We start from the raw sequence: 20,128 nt of genomic DNA, 5'->3' as shown, positions 1-20,128 counted from the left end.
CTGTACCCGACCCCTCCCGCCTCCACCACCACACTGCCGGGGGCCAGGGCCAAAACCCGCCCGCTTACGTAAGCGATCATCCTTGGGCCGGCTTGAAGCGCTCCACCAGGTCGCGGTTGAGGGTCATGGGCTGGTTGCGCTTGGCTTCCGCCAGCATGGCGTCAATAAGCTTTTGCAGCTCGTCTTCCACCATGCTCTTGCGCAGCGCCTCGCGCCCGGCCGCCACTTCTGCAGGGGTGACCACTTTCTTGGCTTCCACCTGCGCCAGGGCCACACCCCTTTCCCCCACCACGACCACATCGGTTAAGGCCCCGACCGGGGTGGCGAACACCGCTTCTTCCAGCACCTGCGCCACGCCCACGCCGGGGATCGAGGTGCCGCGGTAGTGGTCCTTTACCGGGGTGACCTGCACACCGTAGGTGGCCGCAAGCTTGGCAAGCCCTTCCCCACGGCGCGCGGCCAGCTCGGCCTTGAGCCTCTCCAGCGCCTTCAGCCGCCGCGCCCCTTCCATGGCTTCGTCCTTAGCTTCGGCAAAGGGGGTTTGGCCGGCCTTGCGGGTCTTCTCCACGCGGTACACCACCCAGCCCCGGGGGGTCCGCCGGGGACCGCCCACAAACCCTTCCTTGGCCTTCTTGAGCTCTTCCAAAAACCCGGGCTCCCGCCCCAAGCCGGGAACCACCCCTTCATCCAGCGAGAAAAACGGTGTGACGTTGGAAGACACCACCTCGTCGGCAAGGCCCCGCCACTGCTCTTCGGTGGTCAGCTTGCCGGCGGTGATCTTTTCCTTCAGGGCGGTGGCGCGCTTGGAGGCTTCCGCATCGGCCAGCCCCTCGGTGAGCTTGAAGCGGATCACGTCCCGCACCTCGGAAAGCGGCTTTTGCCGCGCTGGCCTTTTGCCTTCCAGGAGGATGATGTGGTAGCCAAACTGCGAGCGCACCGGGCCTTTCACCTCGCCGGGCTGCATGGCAAAGACCGCGTCTTCAAACTCCTTCACCATGCGCCCCCGCTCAAACCACCCCAAATCGCCGCCGCTTTCCTTGCTCCCCGGGTCCTCGGAAAACTCCTTAGCCAGCGCAGCAAAATCGGCGCCGGGGGCTTGCGCCTTGCGGAGCACGGCCATGGCCCGCTCCTGGGCCTTACGCCAAGCATCCTCACCATCACCCTCGGGGCGCACCAAGATATGGCGGGCGTGCACGGTTTCCGGCTCTTGAAACTCCGAAAGGTGGCTCTGGTAGTACTCAGCCACGCGCGCTTCATCCACCGGCATGTTTTGCCGCAACCGCACCGGGTCCACCAGCAGGTAGCGCAGCTGGATCTGCTCCCCATGGATGAACTGGCTTTGGTGGCTGTCGTAGTAGGCCTTGGCTTCGGCTTCGGTGGCCTGGGTGCTGGGGAAGTAGCGCTCGGCGGTGACGAAGAGCAACTGGAAGCTGGCGTTTTCGTTGCGCTTGCGGTACTCCCGGTCCACTTCCGCGTCGGGGATCACGATCCCCTGCCGCAGGACCTTCTGCAGCTTTTCAATGAGCAAACCCTCCCGCAGCTCCGCTTCAAACTCCTCCGGGGTGGTTTGGTTGGCCGCCAAGATGCGGGCGTAAATTTCTTCGCCCACGAAGCTGCCGTCCTCCTTGCGGAAAACCGGGAAAGAGAGAATGCGCTCGGCCAGCTCCTGATCGCTCACCTGCAGCTTGAGCTTTTTGGCCTGCTCCACCAACAGCGCGTTGTTGATGAGGTTGGAAAGCGCCAGCTGCCCCAGGTCCAGCTGCGAGCGGATCAGCTCGTACTGCTGACCGTACAGGCTGCGCAAGCGCTCGTCGGTTTGTCGCACCTCGCGCAAAAAGTCCCGCTCGGAAATCTCGATGCCGGCCACCCGCGCGGCTACGTGCTCCATGCTGCCGCCGCGCAGACGTCCGGTCCCCCAGTCCACGAAAATCAAAAGCACGAAGATGAACACCACGAACCACAAGATCCACTTGAGGTTCTTGAGGTTCTCGCGCATGATCTTGAGCATCGTTCGAAAGCCTCCCTACCTGCCCGAAGGCGGAGGATTCTACCCTTAAGCGGTCACCCCTGGCAAGGAAGCGTTGCACCTGAAGGGAAGGAGTGCTAACGTGAACGCTCGGCGTATGCGGCCATCGTCTCGTCCCCGCCTGGAAGTGGACTGGGTTGTGGTTCCGGTCACCGGCATCCGCAAATGGGGGCTTTCCCTGCTCCTGGTGCTTTTGGCCGGAGGGCTGGGGTTTGTGTGCTGGACGCTTTTCCACGAGCCGGTGGAAAAAAAGGCCCGCCGCCTTATCCAACAGGCCACGGCTTACGAGGAGGATTTGCACCGAGCTGGGGTTTCGGAAGGGCTGGCCAGCGAGTTTGAGCAGGGCACCAAGCTGCTCGCTCAGGCCAAGCGCGATTTTGAAAACCGCGATTTCCCAGCCGCCGCTGCCCGCGCCGAAGATGCCCTGCACCGCTTTGAGCTGCTCCTGCGCCTGGTGAACCGGGAGTTTGTGGGGGCCGCGCAAATCATCGCGGTTTCCGGCCGGGTGGAAGTGCAGCGGGCCAACCAAACCACCTGGGAAAAGGCCAAAGAACGCCAGGCTCTGTACAACGGCGATTTTTTGAAAACCGCCGCCGACGCCGTGGCTGAGCTCTTGTTTGCCGACGGCACCGTGTACCGCGTGGGCCCTGATTCGCTCTTGGAGATCCACCGGGAAGCCAGGACCGGGCCCAAGTCCGAGCCGGGAGAGGTGAAGGTGCGGGTGGGTCAGGTGAACGTTTCCACCGCCCTCAACCCCTCCTCGGTGGTCACCGACGCCGCCGGCGTACGCATCCACCAGGAGTCGCGGGTGGGTGTGGAGGTGGCGGAGGATGCCACCACCACCGTGGCCGCTTACGCCGGCCGCGCCCGGGTCACGGGGAGCAGCGGGCAAGCGGTGGACCTGGCCGACCGGCAAGCGGTTACCGCCAGCCGCGAGGGTTCCCTTTCCGCCCGCCGGGCGGTGCCCGAGCCGCCGCAGCTGGAAGCACCCCAGGCCAACACCCTCATCAACATGGACCAAACAAACCGCGTCACGCTTTCCTGGCGCCCGGTTCCAGGGGCGGAAAGCTACAAGGTTCAGGTGAGCCGCTCCCGCCTTTTTGCTCCCGCCAACATCGAGGTGGAAGCCACACGCTTGGAACCCTCGGTAACTTTGCGCTTGCGGCTCCCGGGGACCTATTACTGGCGGGTGGCAGCGGTGGGACCGGAGCGCACCGCCTCGGAGTGGAGCTCCCCCCGCTCGTTCCGGGCTTACACCGGCACCCGCGTGGAGGAGCTGGCGGACACCACACCGCCTGTGCTTTCCGTGCAAAAGCCCCAGCAAATGGGTAACTTCTTCTTGATCCAGGGGGTCACCGAGCCGGGGGCCACGGTGACCATCAACGGCGAAGCGGTAGCGGTGGCTGGCGACGGCAGCTTCAAGAAAGCCGTGGCCATCAACCGCGAGGGCAAGAGCGTCATTGTGATTCGCGCCACCGACGCCGCGGGCAACACCGCCGAGCATAAGGAGACGGTTTTCGTGGAGGTGGACTAAGGCCATGGGACTTTCCTCGCTTTTCTCGTTGTTTTCCTCCGACCTGGCGGTGGATTTGGGGACAGCCACCACCCTCGTTTACACACGCGCTCGCGGCATCGTGGTTTTCGAGCCCTCCATTGTGGCGGTGAACCGCATCACCAACAAGGTGGAAGCCGTTGGGCAAGCGGCCAAGGAAATGCTGGGCAAAACCCCGGGGAACATCGTGGCCATCCGCCCCATGAAGGACGGGGTCATTGCTGATTTTGAAGTCACCGAAAAGATGCTGGAGTACTTCATCCGCAAAGCTCACGGCCGCTCGTTTTTCGTGCGCCCGCGCATCATCATTTCGGTTCCCTCGGAAATCACGCCGGTGGAAAAGCGGGCGGTGAAGGACTCGGCGCTCAGGGCGGGGGCCAGCGAGGTTTACCTGGTGGAGCAGGCCATGGCCGCGGCCATTGGAGCCGGGCTGCCCATCACCGAACCTTCCGGCAACATGATCGTGGACATTGGCGGTGGCACCACCGATGTGGCGGTGATTTCCCTGGCCGGCATCGTTTACTCCAAATCGGTGCGGGTGGCCGGCAACGAAATGGACGAAGCCATCATTTCCTACATCAAGCGCAAGTACAACCTGCTCATCGGCGAGCGCACCGCCGAGGCCATCAAGATCGAGCTGGGGAACGCCTACCCCGACGGCAACCAACGAACCATGGAGGTGAAGGGGCGGGACCTGGTGGAAGGCATCCCGAAGACGCTCACCATCACCGACGAGGAGGTGAGGGAAGCCCTGGCGGAAACCGTGAACGTCATCGTGGACACCGTGCGCACCGCCCTGGAACGCACGCCGCCGGAGCTTTCCGCGGACATCATTGACAAGGGCATCGTGCTGGCCGGGGGCGGTTCGCTGCTTCGCGGCCTGGACCAGCGGCTGCGGGAGGAAACGGGCATCCCCGTTTCCCACTGCGACGAGCCGGTTTCCGCGGTGGTGCGGGGTACCGGCATGATGCTCACCGACATGAGCCTTTTGAAGAAAATCGCCCTCGAATGACGTGGCTCGCCTCGCCCTCCGCCCCGATTTGAGCCTTGCCGTTGCCTGCCTGGGCTTGTACGTGGCGGCAGCGGCGCAGGTGCGAAGCGGTGCGGAGACGGCTTTGGCCATCGCCCACCGCGCCTTCACCCAACCCATCGTTGCCATGGCCAACCGCGCCTTGCTGGTGGCCGGGGACCTCAAGCTCGGCCGTCAAAACTGGCGCGAAACCCTGGCCCATCTGCAAGCGCTGGAGCGCCAGGTGGAGCGCTTGTCCCGGGAAAACCAACTGCTCACCAGCGAGCTTTTGGCCCTGCGCCAGGCCAACGCCGTGCTGGCCGCCTACCCTTCCCTGCAAGCGCAAGCCATCCTCGCTTCGGTGGTTTCCCGGGACGTGCTGGGGAGCCACACCCTGGTGCTGGACCGGGGAAGGCGGCACGGGGTGGAGCGGGATGCGGCGGTGCTGGCGGCCGACGGAGTTCTGGGGCGGGTGGATCTGGTGTGGGAGGACGCCTCCCGCGTGCAGCTCCTCTCCCACCCGGCGGCCGCCGCCGCAGCGCAGGTGGTGGGGGTGGAAGGGGAAGCGCTGCTGGTGGGCGGTGAACGCCCGCGCCTGGAGGGCTTCCCACCTTACACCACGGTCCCCCCTCAAGCTCCGGTGCTCACCACCGGCTCGGAGGGCATTTACCCACCGGGGCTGCCCCTGGGCATCAGCGGGGAAGCCAGGAACGAGGCGCTTTTTACGGTGGTGCCGGTGACCCTGGTGGCCCGCCCGGAAAAGGCCGTTTCGGTGCTGGTGATCCCCCGCTCCCGGAGGGCGCCGTGAGGTTTTTCCTGCTCTTGGTCCTGGCCCTGGCGGCGCAAGCGGCCCTCACCGCCCAGCAGGTGCCGTGGTTTCTGTCCAGCGTGCACGTTTGGCTGGTGGTGGTGGTGGGTCGGGCCCAGAGGCTCCCCGGAAGCCAAGCGGGGTGGTTCGGGTTACTGGCCGGTCTCGCCGCCGATGGGGTGCGGGGCTGGCCGTTAGGGCCTTCCGGCATTGCCGGAGCGGTGGCCGGCGCCACCGTGGCGCGGGCCAGCGTGGTTTTTGAGCTTTCCGGACCGCTCTTTTGGGTGGTGGGGACACTCCTGGCTTCCGGGTTGGCTGAGGGCACTCTGGCTCTGGTTTACCTCACCCTGGGAGCCCGGCCCCCCCACGGTTGGGTGGGTGCCGCCGCAGCCGTGGCCGGCACCGCGTTTTTGGGCTTCGTCACGGCAGCCAGCGAGTGGTGGTGGGGGCGGGTGTTTTCCCCGCAGGCTCGCCGGCGCCGGGCCTTGCGCCGGCGATGAGCTACGTCCGCGACGACCTGCGGCCGCTGCAAAGGCGCTTGGCGGCGCTGCTCTTGCTTACGCTTTTCGGCATTTTGATTTTGCTTTCCAGGCTCTGGGTGCTGCAGGTGCTGCAGCAGGAACGCTGGCGCCGCCTGGCGGAATCCAACCGGCTGCGCAAGGTGCCGCTGGAAGCCCCCCGGGGCACGGTGAAGGACGTCAACGGGGAAATCCTCCTGGACAACCGCCCTGCCTTTCAGCTCCTGGTGTTTCCCGAGGAAATGAAGGACCTGGAGGAAACCACGCGCTTTTTGGCCAGCATCGGCATTGCCAGCGAGCAGGAGGTAGGTAGCCGGCTTAAAAAGGCCATCAAAACCTCTTTTTTGCCCTCGGTCATTGCCGACAACCTCACGTTTTCCCAGGTGGCTGCCATTGCCGCCCACCGCGCCGAGCACAAGGAGCTGGAGGTCCACCCCACAACCCGCCGCCGTGTCCCCTTAGGCCCGGTGGTGGCCCATGTGGTGGGGCAACTGGGGGAGGTAACCCCCGAGCAGCTGGCCCAAAACCCCGAGCTGCGACCCGGGCAGCTGGTGGGACGCTCGGGGCTGGAGCGGGCTTACCAGCACGTGCTGGGCGGTGAGCAGGGCAACGTGGTGGTGGTGGTGGACGCTCTGGGGCGCCAGGTTTCCACCTTGGAGGAGGAAAAACCCGTTCCCGGAAGGCCCCTCACCGTCACCTTGGACTCAAGCTTGCAGCGGGAAGCCGCCAAAGCTTTAGGCCCCCAGGTGGGGGCGGTGGTGGCCCTGGATCCAAAAACCGGCGCGGTGCGGGTGCTTTTGTCGCAGCCGGCCTTCGATCCCGATCTTTTTGCCGGACATCTGGAACCCCAAAAATGGCAGGAGCTGGTGGCCGACCCCCTGCACCCTTTGAACAACCGCGCCCTCCAGGCCCTTTACCCCCCGGGCTCCACCATCAAACCGCTTTACGCTGCCGCCGCGTTGGCTTCCGGTGTGCGCACGCCCTCCCAAGGGGTCTTTTGCACCGGTGCTGTAAACATTTACGGCCACCCTTACCGCTGCTGGCTTAAGGGCGGGCACGGGCACGTGGCGCTGGAAGAAGCCATCGAAGCTTCCTGCGACACGTACTTTTACTACCTGGCCCGGGACGCCGGCATAGACCGCTTGGCCAGCTGGGCTCGGCTTTTCGGCCTGGGCTCCCCCACCGGCATTGAGCTTTCCGGTGAAGCTTCCGGGCTGGTGCCCGACGATGCTTGGAGCCGCAGGGTCCGTGGCCAGCCCTGGTACGCCGGCGAAACCATTTCCGTGGGCATCGGCCAAGGGCCCATTTTGGTGACGCCGTTGCAGCTGGCGGTGGCGTATGCGGCCCTGGTGAACGGCGGCTACCTGGTGACCCCTCACCTGGTGGAAGGCCAGGGCAAGCCTCCGAAACCGCTGGGGCTTCCGGCGGAAGCGCTGGCCGTCGCTCGCCGGGGGATGGAGAGGGTGGTGCAGGGGAACCGCGGCACCGCCCGCCGGTTGGGGGCGCTCCCCGCGAGCCTGGCCGGCAAGACCGGAACCGCACAGGTGATGCGCAAGAAAGAAGGGGTCACCTGGCGGGAGCTGCCCTGGGAGCAGCGCCACCACGCGCTTTTTGTGGGCTACGCCCCGGCTGAGGACCCGCGCCTGGTGGTGGCGGTGGTGGTGGAGCACGGCGGTGACGCCGCCAGCGTGGCGGCGCCGGTGGCCGGCCGCATCCTCGCCAAAGCCTTAGGGGTCCCGGAGGAGCTGGTGGACAAAATCATCGTGGCCGAAGTGTCACTTCCCGAAGGGCCTGCGGAACTCCCCGGAGGACAGCCGTGAAGCGCTGGGACCCCTGGTTGCTGCTTTCGGTGATGGCCATTTCCGCGGCCAGCTACTTAGCCCAGTCCTCCACCGCCCAAGCCCTGGACCGGCCAGGGTTTGCCTTCCGGCAGCTGGCCTGGCTGGTGGTGGGGTTTGCCCTCATGGTGCTGGTGGGGACCCTGGATTACCGGGTGCTGGCCCGCTTTTGGCCGCTGTTTTACACCGCCAGCGTGCTGGTGCTGATCGCTACTCTGGTGCTTGCTCCGGTGCGGGCGGGCACCAGGTCCTGGCTGGTGATTGGGGCCTTTACCGTCCAGCCTTCGGAGTTTGCCCGGGTGGTGGTGATCTTAACGTTAGCGGCGGTGGCCTCGGTCCACCAGGAGGCTTTGCTTGCGCCCCGCAAGGCGCTGGAGCTTTTTGGCCTCACTGCTTTGCCCATGGGCCTGGTGCTGCTGCAACCGGACCTGGGGGTGGCCCTCACCTTCCTCCCGGCTTTGTTTGCGGTGTTTTGGCTGGGGGGGTTGCGCACCAGGGTATGGGCCCTTTTGGGGACCGCCGCTGCCGTTCTTGCGGTGGTGGCCTTTTTTTCCCTGCTCAAGCCCTACCAAAAGGAACGCATCCTTACCTTTCTCCAACCCGACCGTGCCCCCCTTACCGCCGGTTACCAGCAGCGGCAGGCAAAAATCGCCGTGGGTTCGGGGGGGTTCACCGGCAAGGGCTTGAAATCCGGCACCCAGTCGCAGCTGCGCTTTCTCCCCGCCCAAAGGACCGACTTCATCTTTGCGGTGTGGGCCGAGGAAACCGGCTTTGCTGGTAGCGCGCTGTTGGTTTTTGCGTATGGGCTCCTGTTGTTTCGCGTTTTTTACACCGGTCTGCAAGCCCGCGACCGGCTGGGGTTGCTGCTTTCGGGGGGCGTGGGCGCAGTGATGGCCGCGCAAGTCCTGGTGAACATCGGCATGAACCTGGGGATCATGCCCACCACCGGCATTACCTTGCCGCTCTTGTCCTACGGGGGCTCCTCGGCTTTGGCCACGGGTTTAGCCCTGGGACTGGTGCAAAGCGTGTGGCGGCTGCGCTTTGCCAACGTGTGAGGGAGGCTTGCTACACTGCCCTGGGGTGCAACGGTGACCACCGCCATTTACGCTTCGGTCCTGCCTTTTGAAACCCGCGTGGCGGTGCGGGAAGACGATCGTCTCGTGGAGCTACACGTGGAGCGGGAAAAGGAGCGCTCCATCGTGGGCAACCTGTACAAAGGCAGGGTTTCCCGGGTGCTGCCGGGCATGCAGGCGGCGTTTGTGGACGTGGGCCTGGAGAGGGACGCATTCCTTTACGTGGACGACGTGGGGGAAGCGCTGGAAGAGGAGGACGTGGATCTCCAGGAGGTGCGGGCGCAAACCCCCATTCAGGACCTGCTGCGACCCGGCCAGGAGATCCTCGTGCAAATTACCCGCGAGCTGGGACCCAGCAAAGGCCCCCGCGCGTCCTCGCACATCACGCTCCCCGGCCGCTTTTTGGTGTTCATCCCGGGATCAAGCCACGTGGGGGTTTCCCGCCGCATCACCGACCAAAAGGAGCGGGAACGACTGCGGGCCTTGCTGGGGGAGCTACCCAAACCGGGGGGCGTGATCGTGCGCACCGCCGGCGAGGGACGCAGCCTGGCCGACTTTGAGCAGGACCTGGCCTTCCTGCAAGCCACCTGGGAGCACATCCGCCAACGCTGGGACACCACCGCGGCGCCCGCCCTGCTGTACTCCGAGCTTGACCTGCTGCTGCGGGTGGCCCGGGATGTGGCCCGGGACAACGTGCGGGAGTTCTGGGTGGATGACCCCGGGGCCTTTCGACGGGTAGTGGAGTTCTTCCAGCGGGTGCAACCGGAGCTGGTTTCCACCGTGAAGCTGTACACCCGCACCACCCCCATGTTTTTTGCCTTTGGCCTGGAGGAGGAAATCAGCAAGGCCCTTTCCCCCTGGGTTGACCTGCCCTCCGGGGGGTCGCTGGTGATTGAGCAAACCGAAGCGCTGGTGGTCATCGATGTGAACACCGGGCGCTACGCCAAGGGCCAAGACCTGGAAGAAACGGTGTTCCACATCAACCTGGAAGCCGCCAGGGAGATCCCGCGGCAGCTCAGGTTGCGTAACCTGGGCGGGATCGTGGTGGTGGACTTCATAGACATGGAAGACCCCGAGCACCGCAACGCGCTTTTGGAAGCCTTCCGCAAAGAGCTGGCCAGGGACCGCGCCCGGACCCTGCTGGGTCCCGTGGGTCCCTTTGGTTTGGTGCAGTTGACCCGCAAGCGCACCTCCGCTTCCCTCTGGAAAACCCTCACCACCCCCTGCCCCTTCTGTCAGGGCCTTGGTCGCATCAAGTCCCCGGAAACCGTGGCCTTGGACATTTACCGCCTGGTTTTGGATCGAGCCCAGGAGCTGGGGGCACGCGTTTTTGCGGTGCGGGCGCACCCCGAGGTGGTGAAGCTCCTCAAGGGCGATTTGGCGCCGTTGCTGCAAACCCTGGAGCAGGGGTATGGCTTGCGGGTGGAGCTGGCGCCCGGTTCAGACCCGCACCCGGCGCACTTCGAGCTCATCCCCAAAGCTTAAGGAGGCAACCATGAAAGCAAAGACCTTCCTTACCATCGTGCTGACGCTTGCCACCGCAGCCTACGCTGGGGAAAAACGCGCCTTTACCATTGCTGACCACTTCCGGGTGGTGGGGGTGGCCGACCCCCAGGTTTCCCCCGACGGAGCCTGGGTGGCTTACGTCACCAACCACACCGACCTGGAGCGGGGTAAACGCTGGAGCCACATCTGGCTTATGCCCACCGCCGGCGGCACCCCCCGCCAGCTCACCCAGGGGGAATTTGCCAACTCCAGCCCCGCCTTCTCGCCAGACGGCAAGTTCTTGGCGTTCGTTTCCAACCGCGAGGACAAAACCCCGCAGGTGTACCTCCTCCCCATGGCCGGCGGCGAGCCCCGCAAGCTCACCAGCTTCCCTGGGGGCGTGAGCGATCCCATCTGGCACCCCTCGGGCAAGTTCTTAGCGGTGACAGCCCAGGTTTACCCGGAATGCGGTGCCAACGTGGAGTGCCACAAGAAAATTTCCGAAGGCGTGGAAAAAGGCCCGCTTTTCGCCCACCTGGCCGATGACCTGCTGTTCCGGCACTGGGACAGCTGGCGGGACGGGCTTTACACCCACGTCCTTTTGGTGCGGGTTGCCGACGGCACCCTGGTGGACCTCACCCCGGGAAGCTTTGACGCCCCCACCTTTTCTCTGGGTGGCGATCCGGGCTACGCCTTTTCCCCCGACGGTCAAGCACTGGTGTACGTTTCCAACCACGACCCTGACCCCGCCCTTTCCACCAACGCCGACCTCTGGTGGCTACCCCTGGACGGGGAAGGAAACCCCAAGGGCGAAGCCAGAAACCTCACCGCCGCCAACAAAGGCTGGGACGGACATCCGGTGTTTTCACCGGACGGCAAGTTTCTGGCCTACCGCACCCAAAAAACGCCAGGCTACGAATCGGACCTCTTCCGCCTGGCGGTGTACGACCTTAAAACCGGCAGCTCGCGGGTGGTTTCCGGCAGCTTCGACAACTGGATCGTGGACCATGCCTTTTCCTCTGATGGCAAGGCCATCTTCTTCAAAGCCGAAGAGGCCGGACGCACGCCGGTGTACCGCCTGGATTTGGCCAGCGGCTCTTTCGCCAAAATCCTCACCGACGCCACCATTGACGCCCTGGTGGTGAGCCCGCAAAACCAGCTTCTTTACTCCCGGCGCTCGGTGGGCGAGCCCCCGGAGCTTTACGCCTTCGACCTGCAGACCCGCTCCCGCCGGCAACTCACCCAGCACAACCAGGCCCTCAAGGACGAGGTGGACATCCGCCCGGCCGAAGAGCTGTGGGTGGACTCAGGTCGCGGCTACAAAATCCACGTGTTCCTGGTGAAACCGCACAACTTTGACCCCAACAAAAAGTACCCGCTCATCCTCAACGTGCACGGAGGCCCCCAGTCCCAGTGGGCCGATGCCTACCGGGGGGACTGGCAGGTGTACCCCGGCCTGGGCTACCTGGTGGCCTTTGCCAACCCCACCGGCTCCACCGGGTACGGCCAGGCCTTTGTGGACGCCATTGCCCGGGATTGGGGGGGGAGGGTCTTTGAAGACCTCATGGCGGTCACTGATTACCTGGAAAAGCTGCCCTTTGTGGACAAAAACCGCATGGGCGCCATGGGCTGGTCCTACGGCGGCTACATGATGATGTGGTTTGCCGGGCATACCCAGCGTTTTGCCGCCTTGGCAGCCATGATGGGCGTGTACAACCTGGAAGCGTTCTGGGGCTCCACCGAGGAGCTCTGGTTCCCCGAGCACGATTTGGGTGGCCTCCCTTGGGCCAGCGAGGACTACCGGAAGTTTTCCCCTTCGAGCTTTGCCAAAAACTTCCGCACCCCCACCTTGGTCATCACCGGGGAAAAGGACTTCCGCGTTCCCTACACCCAGTCCCTGGAGTTCTTCACCGCCCTGCGTCGGCAGGGTGTGCCCGCGCGCCTGGTGGTTTTCCCCAACGCCAGTCACTGGCCCTCCTGGTACGACATGGCCTTTTACTACCTCCTCCATGCCGACTGGTTCCACCGCTACCTGGGGGGCGATCCCCCTCCCTGGGACATCCAGCAGTTCTTGCGCAACCAGGTTTTCGAAAAGAAGCCCTAGGGAACAACGGGAAACCCGCCAAGCGTTAGCACCAATGGCATGGAGCAGAAGGGTTTCTGGCAAAAGGCGGCCTCCGGGCTCATCCGCCAGCTCACCGAAGAGCTAGGAAGGGAGAGGCTACGGAAGCTGCAAACCAAAAAACCCCTCAAGCACGGGGGGCTGGCCCTGGGGTGGTTGGGGAGCGGCGTCCTGGGTCTGGTGCTGGCGGTGCAAGGGGTCCAGCCCGCTCTTTGGCCTTTCGGGATTGCTCTGCTCGGCCTTTTCGCCTTCAACGGCACGGTCCTGCTCCATGAGGTGTTGCACGGCCTGGTGTTCCCCCGCCGGCGCCCCAGGGTCGAACGGCTGCTGGCCCTCCTTTACTCGGCCCCTTGCGGAATCTCCCCCTCCCAGTTCACCCGCTGGCATTTGGACCACCACGCCGAGCTGGGGGACCCGGAAAGCGATCCCAAGCGCCATCACCTTTCCCCCAAACGCAACTCCCGCCTGGTCAAGCTTGCCTACTGGACGCCGGCGCTGTTCTTCATTTACTTTCGGGCGGCGCGCCGGGAGGCCCAAAGGTACGACCGGGGTTTGCGCCGGCGGATCCTCTGGGAGCGGTTGGGCTTCACCGCCGGGCATTTGGCCTTGGCCTTTGCCTTGGTGAGTCTCTCCGGCTGGGGGTTGTGGCTGCGGGTCCACGCCCTGCCCCTGTTTGTGGCTTTCCCCGTGTGGTTTGCCTTAAACCGCCTGGGCCAGCACTACGCCATTGACCCCAAAGACCCGGCGCAGTGGGGCACGCTCATGGTTCGCTCACCGTACCTTTGGGACCTGCTCTTCCTCTTCTCCAACTACCACCTGGAGCACCACTACTTACCGGCAGTGCCGGCGTACAACCTGCCTAAGCTCCGGCAGGCTCTGGAGCCGTTCTTTGCCCGGCGGGGCATCCGCCCCCGCACTTACCGCTCCTTGCTTTACGATTGGTTCGTCCGCAACTGCCCGCCCCACGCCAACTGGGAAGAGGAAATGCTGGTGGGCTAGGCGTAAAATCCCCCCTGGAAAAAACGATGAGCCAAGAAGACCCGTCGCTCGCCTTGCTCCTGGCGCTTTTGGACCAGGCTTACGACCACCGCTCCTGGCACGGACCCAACTTGCTGGGGTCCCTGCGGGGGGTCAGCTGGAAGCGGGCCCTGGAGCGACCGGGTCCCCAGCGCCATTGCATTTGGGAAATCGTGCTCCACTGCGCCTATTGGAAGTACGTAGCCTTGAGGAAGCTCCCCCCCGGTATGAAACGAGGCTCTTTCCTGCTCAAGCCTGCTAACTGGCCTCACCTTCCCGCCGCACCAACACCTGAGGATTGGGAGGCGGCCAAGGCTTGCCTTCACGTTTACCACGAAAGCCTTCGCCGCCGTGCACTTGCCTTGGAACCGCACGACCTCCAAGCGCGGGCGGGAGAATGGAGCGTGTGGCAAACCCTCTCCGGGGTAGCTGCCCACGATCTTTACCACGCCGGACAAATCCAGCTTCTCAAGAAACTTACAGCACGAGTCTAGGCGGTTAACCTTGAGCCACCCCAGGAGTTTTGCTAGGCTTTGTCTGGCAGCGGAGAGGTGCTGGAGTGGTCGAACAGGGCTGCCTGCTAAGCAGTTGTCCTGGGTAATCCCGGGACCGGGGGTTCGAATCCCCCCCTCTCCGCCAATGACAAAACCTGGCTGTTTTCAAAGCGAAGGAGATCCTTAGCAGCACTCGCAACGCCTGGTGAACGTGGCACCCGCACCCCAAATGTGGGACCTGCGCTCCGTCGCAGGTCTTTTTTCTGTTTGCCGCCGCGGAGCGGCGGCCCCACATTCCTCGCGGCGGCCCCACATTCCTCGCGGCAGGCCCGGACCGGCGAACCCGCGCGTGTTCGCCAAAAGGGCGAAAAAAACCCGAACTGGTACCGCTGTTTTTGAACGCTTGTACAATCCTTTCAGGGGCCAACGCCGTGGGCAAAACCAACCGCTCCCTGCGCATCCTGTTGGTGAAACCTCCGGCGGAGCTTGCCACCATTCGCGCCCTGGAGCGCTTTCAGCGGCTGGAGCCTTTGGAGCTTTCGTACCTGGCGGGGGCGTTGCCGCCGTACCATGCGGTACGCGGGCTGGATTTGCGCCTGTCCTACCGCCCCTGGCGAAGGTTTGTGCGCGAAGTGAAGGACTTTGAACCTCATCTCGTGGGCATCACCGCTTTTTCCCACGAGTACCGCCAGGCTCTGGCTCTGGCCCAGCTGGCCAAGAAGACACTGCCAAAGGTGACGGTGGTGGTGGGCGGACACCACGCCACCGCCCATCCCGATAGCTTCAACCACCCGCACGCGGTGGACTGGGTGGTGCGGGGTGAAGGGTGCGGGCCTTTTTCCCAGCTGGTGGCGGCCCTGGCTGCTAACGAGCTGCCGGAGCCTTCCGCTGCCCTGCTCCCCACCGGCGAGCTTTTCCAGGAGCTGGCAAAGCTGCCTCCCCCGGTGTTTCCTCCGGCCACCCAACTTCCCCGCCCCCGCCATGACCTTTGGGATCTTTCCCGCTACGCCATCGTCTGGACCCACGAAAACCCCCGGGCCTTTGCCCCCCTCTGGCGCCCGGTGGCCATGGTGCGCTCCTCCTTTGGTTGCCGCATGCGCTGCAGCTTTTGCCCGGTGCCGGTGCTGTTTGGAGGCAAGCACTGGCCCCGGGACCCCGAAGATGTAGCCGAGGAAATTGCCCAGCTTCCGGTGGACTGCGTTTATTTTTCCGACGACGAGAATTTCCTCGACCGGGAGTTTTCCCTCCAGTTAGCTGAGGCTTTGGCGAAAAAGGGCGTGCGGAAACGCTACTTTGCCTGGGTGCGCTCCACCACCGTGCTGAAAAACCCCGAGGTGCTCCGCGCGTTTCGCGAGGTGGGCCTGGACTGCGTGTTTGTGGGCTTTGAGTTTGCTACCGACCGGGAGCTACGGGCGGTGAACAAGGGCGCCACCGTGAACCACAACCTCCGGGCCCACGAGCTCTTGCGGCAGCTGGGCATTGCCGTGCACGGGGCCTTTATGGCCCTGCCCGGGTTTACCCATGAGGACTTCGATACCCTCGAAGCGTACCTGCGGGAAATGCCACCGGCGGAAACCAGCTTCACGGTGTGCTGCCCTTCCCCGGGGACCCCCAACTGGGAGCAGGAAAAAGCACGCTTTTGGGTCGAGGACCCGTTTGTGGTATACGACTGCATGCACCCCCTCACCCCCACCACCTTACCCCTGGATCAGTTCGCCCGGCGCTTTGCCCGCCTCCACCATGTGGCCGCCCCCCGTCACCCGCTGCGGCAAACCCGGGTGCCGCTCCACCCCGGCCACGTACTCCGGGTGGAGTGGGCCCACCGCCGTTACCTGGCGCACCTGCGGCACATGGCGGCTCATCTCGCCAGGGCCGGATGGACCCCAGGCCCGCAGGAAAACCAAACCCAGGGTCGTTCAGTACACTAGGCGGGGGGTGCTTGTGAGAACGATCCATGCTCTGGCTTTGGCGCTGTTAAGCTTGCCGCGATTGGCAGCAACCGCTTCAGACTTCCCGCGCCTGGGGGCGCAAGCGGAGCGGGAGCTGCGGGCCCACGTGCGGTTTTTGGCCGCAGATGTGCTGGAAGGGCGGGCACCGGGCAGCCGGGGAGGGCAGGTGGCCCGGGCTTACCTGGCCAGCCAGTTGGAGGCTTTCGGCTATCTTCCCGCCGGGGACAACGGCAGTTATGAGCAAAGGGTGCCCATGGTAGGGGTGGAAACCCAGGCCCCGGCTCGCTGGTCCTTTGCCGGAGCCAAGGGCCAGCTGGCTTTGGAAAACCGCAGGGACTTCGTGGTGTTTTCGGGGTTGCAGCAGGACAAGGTGGTGCTCCCCGTTTCCGAGCTGGTGTTCGTGGGCTACGGTATCGTGGCCCCTGAGTTTGCCTGGGACGATTTCAAAGGCTTGGACGTGCGCGGCAAGGTGCTGGTGTTCCTCAACAACGACCCCGATTGGGATCCTCAGCTTTTTGCCGGCCAAACCCGGCTTTACTACGGCCGCTGGTCGTACAAGTACGAGATGGCCGCAAAGCTAGGAGCCGCCGGGGCCATCATCATCCACACCACCCCTTCCGCCGGCTACCCCTGGGAGGTGGTGGTGAGCTCCTGGAGCGGGCCGCAGTTTGAGCTCCCCGCCCGGGACGAGCCGCGGGTGCCGGTGAAGGCGTGGGTCACCGAAGAGGCGGCGCGAAAGCTCTTTGCCCTGGGTGGCAAGTCACTGGAGGAGCTTTTGGCCAAAGCCAAAAGCCGGGAGTTTCGCCCGCAAAGCTTGGGGGTCACCACCAGCCTCGTGTTGGAAAACAAGCTGAGCCAGGTGGAGGGGGCCAACGTCCTGGGTTTGCTCCCGGGCTCCGATGAAAAGCTCAAAGAGGAGCTGGTGGTGCTTTCGGCGCACCACGATCACCTGGGCGTGGGGCTTCCCGACGCCCGCGGGGACAGGATTTACAACGGGGCCCGGGACAACGCCGCCGGCTGCGCGCAGGTGCTGGTGATGGCCAAGGCTCTGGCGGAGCTCCCCACCCGGCCTAAACGCTCGATTTTGGTGGCCTTCGTGGATGGGGAAGAGTACGGCCTTCTGGGTTCGGCCTATCTGGCAGCGCACCCACCGGTCCCCCCGGGGAGAATTGCGGCCATCGTGAACTTTGACGGCGGCAACATCTTTGGCCGCACCCGCGATGTGGCCCACATTGGCCGGGGGAAGAGCAGCCTGGATGCGGTGCTGGAGCTCGCCGCCGCGCAGCAGGGGCGCACGGTGGTGGGGGACCCCTTCCCCGACCGCGGTTCTTTTTACCGCTCCGACCACTTCAGCTTTGCCCGCATTGGCGTTCCCGGCCTTTACTTCAAATCCGGCACCGACTACCTGGGAAAGCCCGCTGGGTGGGGCAGGCAGATGGCCGAACAGTGGGAAGCCCAGCACTACCACCGCCCCTCGGATGAGCTCACCCCCGATTGGGACTTTTCCGGCATGGTGGAGGATACCGAGCTGGGCTTCTGGTGCGCTTTGCGGGTGGCCAACGACCCTGCCCTTCCCCAGTGGGTTCCCCAGGACGAGTTTGCTCCCGCACGGGAGCAGGCCCTCAAAGCGATGGCCACCGGCCAGGAACGCCCATGATCCACCCTGACCACGCCCTGGAGCTTCTGGCCTCCACGGCAAAACCCCTGCCCGCCCGGGCGGTGAGCCTCAGCCGGGCAGCAGGTCACGTGCTGGCCCAGGAGGTGCGGGCCCGGGTTTCCTTTCCCCCGGCGCCGGTGGCAGCCATGGACGGCTACGCGGTACGCCTCCCCGAAGCCTGCGGTCAGGCTTTGCCCATGCTCTTCACAGTGGCCGCCGGGGACGATCCTCCCCCTTTGCCAGCGGGGGGCTGCGCCCGCATTTTCACCGGGGCGGTGGTTCCCGAGGGAGCCACGGCCGTGGTGGCCCAGGAGGACGTGGAGCTGGTGGGCGGGCAGGTGCGCTTCCCCGCCCAAATTTCTCCGGGGGACAACATCCGCCAGAAGGGCGAGGTTTTCGCCCAGGGTGAGGTTTTGGCCGAAGCCGGGGTGGTGCTCACCCCGGCGCACCTCGCCCTCCTGGCCGCGGCCGGCAAAAAGCGCCTTGTGGTGCATCCCAAGCCCCGGGTGGCGGTAGTGGCCACCGGCTCGGAGCTGGCGGATGAAAAGCTTACCCGCGGCAAAATCTTCGACAGCAACACCCCCATGCTGGAAAGCTTCCTTTTGCTGTCAGGCTTTGCGGTGGCGGCCAAAGCCCGGGTGCCCGATCAACTGGATGCGCTTCAAAAAACCCTTACCAGTCTTTTGGCCCACGCCGATGTGGTCATCACCACCGGCGGGGTTTCCGTGGGGGATTTGGATTTGCTCCCGCAAGCGGTGCAGGAGCTGGGCGGGGAGGTGATTTTCCACAAGGTCGCCATGCAGCCGGGCAAACCGGTGCTGGCTGCTAAAGTTGGGGAGCGCTTCATCCTCGGCCTTCCCGGCAACCCCGTTTCCGCCTTGGTGGGCTTCCGCCTCTTTGCCTTGCCGCTGCTGCGGGCTTTGGCCGGATTTGCCCAGGCCTTCCACGAGCCGTGGACACCCCTGCCGCTGGCCGGACCGGTGAGCAACCGCGGCCAGCGGGTGCAGTTTCGCCCCGCGCGAGAGCTTCCCAGCGAGACCGGCAAAGCGGTGGAGGTGCTCCCCTGGAAAGGCTCCCACGACCTCAAAGCCGCCGCGCAAGCCACCCATCTCGCCCGCCTGGACGCCGGCTTTGCCGGCCAAGCGGGGGACAGGGTGTTGGCAGTGGAGCTTTACCGCCCACGGTAGCTTGAAGCCTGCCGTTTTTGTTGCAAACCCCTCAGGTCTTCCACGCTAAAAAACCGGCTCCCTTCGGCGTGCACCAACCAAAAACCATCGGGGAACGAGCGGATCGCGCTCACCGGACGGCTGGAATCGATTTGCAAGCACTGCCAGCCCTGCGCACCGTCGGCAAGCCAGTAAAGGAGCTTTGCCTCACCCGCAGGCTTTACCAGCAAATCCTTCCCCATGGTACCAACCCAGGCCACCCACGGTTCCCGCGGCGCTGGCCTCAGTTCCACCTGGGGTGGCCGGCGCGTGGCGTCTTTAAGCTCGGCAGCGAGGCTTTTCTCCAGCTCCAAAGCGCGGTTCGCTTTTCGCTCATCGGGCTCAACTGGAAGCCGAATAGGAGCAGCAAATTGCCGCTTTTTCGCACCGGTCGCCGTTAAAAGCGTGGTTTCACCGGTAAATCCATCCACCACCCACAAGCCCCCGTCCTCCCTCACTGCCACCCACTTCTTCCCGGGCTCCCCTTCCCGCTCATGACGGAGAACCGGCTCCGGCGGAAGAGAAGGGTCCAACCCCCACTGCCAAAGCACCACGTCTCCCTTTTCTGCAGCCCACGGTGCCCAAAAAAGCCGGTCGCGAGTTAACACTGGGTCCGCCGGCGGTGAAGCATCCACGCTACCCAAGAAAGCCTCCGCGCGAAATACCAAGATGCGAGAACCTGAGACCAAGGCCACAAGCTCAGCGCCCGGACCCACGCTGACCTGCTGAACGCCTATTGTTACCTTTTTGCCGCTTTGATCCTCCACCGTGCGGGGCGACGGCAATAACCCCCGAAGCCAGAGAATACGCTCTTCGTTCCTTCTGCCATGGTGAAAGAGCTGTACGCGCACATGGCTCGGCTCGGCAAGCTCCTTTTGTGGGACGTAGACCACCGCCACCCAAGAGCCAGTAACAGCCAAAAAGGGAAGATCATCGGAGTCTTTATCAACCGCGTAGGGGAGGGGGCGTGGTACCCCCTCCCCCAAAGCAAGACAGCCGCCGTCTTCCAAGCCAAAAGCCAACGACGAAAAGAAAACCAGAAAAGAGAACACCAGCTTCATTTCAGTCTTCTCAACAGTAGGTCACTGTCACCGTACCCAGGTATCCGTAGTAAACCACGGAATATGTCCCGTCATCGAGCCTCACCAGCCGTTCTCCCTGGAACTTGTGGCAGACCTGCTTGGTGCAATTACCTACGCGCTCCGTATGGCATACGTCAATTTAAGCTACGGCAGGAGCAGCCAACCCGGCCACTACTCCCAAGCTCAAGAAAACACCTCGCAACGCTTTCGTCATAACCTTTCCTCCCTTCTTCCTGCCCCGCTCCCGGGCGCGGGCTTTTTTTCGGCGGGACAGTACCACGCCTTTTTTTTTG

The 20,128-nt window shown here is 64.4% G+C and carries 16 protein-coding genes and 1 tRNA gene; 14 read left to right on the top strand and 3 right to left on the bottom strand.

All coding sequences use genetic code 11. From position 1 onward, the window contains the following. Both EG19_RS14435 and EG19_RS07020 read right to left on the bottom strand, forming a co-directional pair. A partial coding sequence (locus EG19_RS14435; RefSeq protein WP_200867126.1) for an OB-fold domain-containing protein occupies window positions 1-80 on the bottom strand: 80 nt, incomplete at its 3' end. Beyond that, entirely contained in the window at window positions 77-2,008 is a 1,932-nt protein-coding gene (locus EG19_RS07020; RefSeq protein ID WP_038049064.1) for a SurA N-terminal domain-containing protein, read from the bottom strand. The genes EG19_RS07020 and EG19_RS14435, both read right to left, overlap by 4 nt. A 100-nt stretch (window positions 2,009-2,108) precedes the next feature. On the opposite strand from EG19_RS07020, the gene EG19_RS07015 reads away from it, so the two are divergent. From EG19_RS07015 to EG19_RS06950, 14 genes are all read left to right on the top strand, one after another. Then, entirely contained in the window at window positions 2,109-3,560 is a 1,452-nt protein-coding gene (locus EG19_RS07015) for a FecR domain-containing protein (protein ID WP_152543966.1), read from the top strand. Between the two features lie 4 nt (window positions 3,561-3,564). Beyond that, window positions 3,565-4,590 carry a rod shape-determining protein gene (locus EG19_RS07010; RefSeq protein WP_053335039.1) on the top strand — a complete coding sequence of 342 codons (1,026 nt, stop codon included), beginning with the start codon at window positions 3,565-3,567 and terminating at the stop codon, window positions 4,588-4,590. A gap of 1 nt (window position 4,591) precedes the next feature. Beyond that, window positions 4,592-5,395, top strand: coding sequence for a rod shape-determining protein MreC (gene mreC / locus EG19_RS07005; RefSeq protein ID WP_038049057.1), 804 nt, complete (start codon window positions 4,592-4,594; stop codon window positions 5,393-5,395). After that, window positions 5,392-5,895, top strand: coding sequence for a hypothetical protein (locus EG19_RS07000; RefSeq protein ID WP_038049056.1), 504 nt, complete (start codon window positions 5,392-5,394; stop codon window positions 5,893-5,895). The genes mreC and EG19_RS07000 overlap by 4 nt, the downstream gene beginning before the upstream one ends. Next, entirely contained in the window at window positions 5,892-7,733 is a 1,842-nt protein-coding gene (gene mrdA / locus EG19_RS06995; protein WP_053335038.1) for a penicillin-binding protein 2, read from the top strand. Before EG19_RS07000 ends, mrdA begins: the two co-directional genes overlap by 4 nt. Beyond that, the gene (gene rodA / locus EG19_RS06990) at window positions 7,730-8,806 is read left to right on the top strand and encodes a rod shape-determining protein RodA (protein WP_038049055.1); all 1,077 of its coding nucleotides are present in this window, start codon (window positions 7,730-7,732) and stop codon (window positions 8,804-8,806) included. Before mrdA ends, rodA begins: the two co-directional genes overlap by 4 nt. A gap of 33 nt (window positions 8,807-8,839) precedes the next feature. After that, window positions 8,840-10,309: an Rne/Rng family ribonuclease gene (locus EG19_RS06985; RefSeq protein WP_038049054.1), complete on the top strand. Its 1,470-nt coding sequence runs from the start codon at window positions 8,840-8,842 to the stop codon at window positions 10,307-10,309. Window positions 10,310-10,319: 10 nt separating this feature from the next. Further along, the gene (locus tag EG19_RS06980; RefSeq protein ID WP_038049051.1) at window positions 10,320-12,413 is read left to right on the top strand and encodes a S9 family peptidase; all 2,094 of its coding nucleotides are present in this window, start codon (window positions 10,320-10,322) and stop codon (window positions 12,411-12,413) included. 39 nt (window positions 12,414-12,452) lie between these two features. Beyond that, window positions 12,453-13,430 (top strand): fatty acid desaturase family protein, encoded by a 978-nt coding sequence (locus tag EG19_RS06975; RefSeq protein ID WP_038049048.1) that lies wholly within the window; start codon window positions 12,453-12,455, stop codon window positions 13,428-13,430. A 26-nt stretch (window positions 13,431-13,456) separates the two neighbouring features. Further along, entirely contained in the window at window positions 13,457-13,942 is a 486-nt protein-coding gene (locus EG19_RS06970) for a DinB family protein (RefSeq protein WP_038049046.1), read from the top strand. A gap of 51 nt (window positions 13,943-13,993) precedes the next feature. Further along, window positions 13,994-14,087: transfer RNA gene (locus tag EG19_RS06965), tRNA-Ser, on the top strand. Between the two features lie 286 nt (window positions 14,088-14,373). Next, entirely contained in the window at window positions 14,374-15,870 is a 1,497-nt protein-coding gene (locus tag EG19_RS06960) for a B12-binding domain-containing radical SAM protein (RefSeq protein WP_038049043.1), read from the top strand. Between the two features lie 13 nt (window positions 15,871-15,883). Beyond that, window positions 15,884-17,548, top strand: coding sequence for a M28 family metallopeptidase (locus EG19_RS06955; RefSeq protein WP_038049082.1), 1,665 nt, complete (start codon window positions 15,884-15,886; stop codon window positions 17,546-17,548). After that, the gene (locus EG19_RS06950; RefSeq protein ID WP_038049041.1) at window positions 17,545-18,735 is read left to right on the top strand and encodes a molybdopterin molybdotransferase MoeA; all 1,191 of its coding nucleotides are present in this window, start codon (window positions 17,545-17,547) and stop codon (window positions 18,733-18,735) included. Before EG19_RS06955 ends, EG19_RS06950 begins: the two co-directional genes overlap by 4 nt. On the opposite strand, the gene EG19_RS06945 is transcribed toward EG19_RS06950, so the two are convergent. Next, window positions 18,720-19,814, bottom strand: coding sequence for a hypothetical protein (locus tag EG19_RS06945; RefSeq protein WP_038049038.1), 1,095 nt, complete (start codon window positions 19,812-19,814; stop codon window positions 18,720-18,722). The two genes, EG19_RS06950 and EG19_RS06945, sit on opposite strands and share 16 nt — an antisense overlap. Between the last annotated feature and the right edge of the window lie 314 nt (window positions 19,815-20,128).

Origin of the sequence: Thermoanaerobaculum aquaticum (assembly GCF_000687145.1) — a bacterium.
In the GTDB taxonomy this organism is placed as follows: domain Bacteria; phylum Acidobacteriota; class Thermoanaerobaculia; order Thermoanaerobaculales; family Thermoanaerobaculaceae; genus Thermoanaerobaculum; species Thermoanaerobaculum aquaticum.
The sequence above is the reverse complement of the archived record's forward strand: the minus strand, read 5'-3'. Positions and strand labels throughout refer to the sequence as shown.

What these genes read in the sequence shown, in the direction of transcription:
- EG19_RS07020 (WP_038049064.1), bottom strand. Translation starts at nt 2,008, where the DNA reads ATGCTCAAGATCATGCGCGAGAACCTCAAGAACCTCAAGTGGATCTTG.
- EG19_RS07010 (WP_053335039.1), top strand. Translation starts at nt 3,565, where the DNA reads ATGGGACTTTCCTCGCTTTTCTCGTTGTTTTCCTCCGACCTGGCGGTG.
- mrdA (WP_053335038.1), top strand. Translation starts at nt 5,892, where the DNA reads ATGAGCTACGTCCGCGACGACCTGCGGCCGCTGCAAAGGCGCTTGGCG.
- EG19_RS06980 (WP_038049051.1), top strand. Translation starts at nt 10,320, where the DNA reads ATGAAAGCAAAGACCTTCCTTACCATCGTGCTGACGCTTGCCACCGCA.
- EG19_RS06975 (WP_038049048.1), top strand. Translation starts at nt 12,453, where the DNA reads ATGGAGCAGAAGGGTTTCTGGCAAAAGGCGGCCTCCGGGCTCATCCGC.
- EG19_RS06970 (WP_038049046.1), top strand. Translation starts at nt 13,457, where the DNA reads ATGAGCCAAGAAGACCCGTCGCTCGCCTTGCTCCTGGCGCTTTTGGAC.
- EG19_RS06950 (WP_038049041.1), top strand. Translation starts at nt 17,545, where the DNA reads ATGATCCACCCTGACCACGCCCTGGAGCTTCTGGCCTCCACGGCAAAA.
- EG19_RS06945 (WP_038049038.1), bottom strand. Translation starts at nt 19,814, where the DNA reads ATGAAGCTGGTGTTCTCTTTTCTGGTTTTCTTTTCGTCGTTGGCTTTT.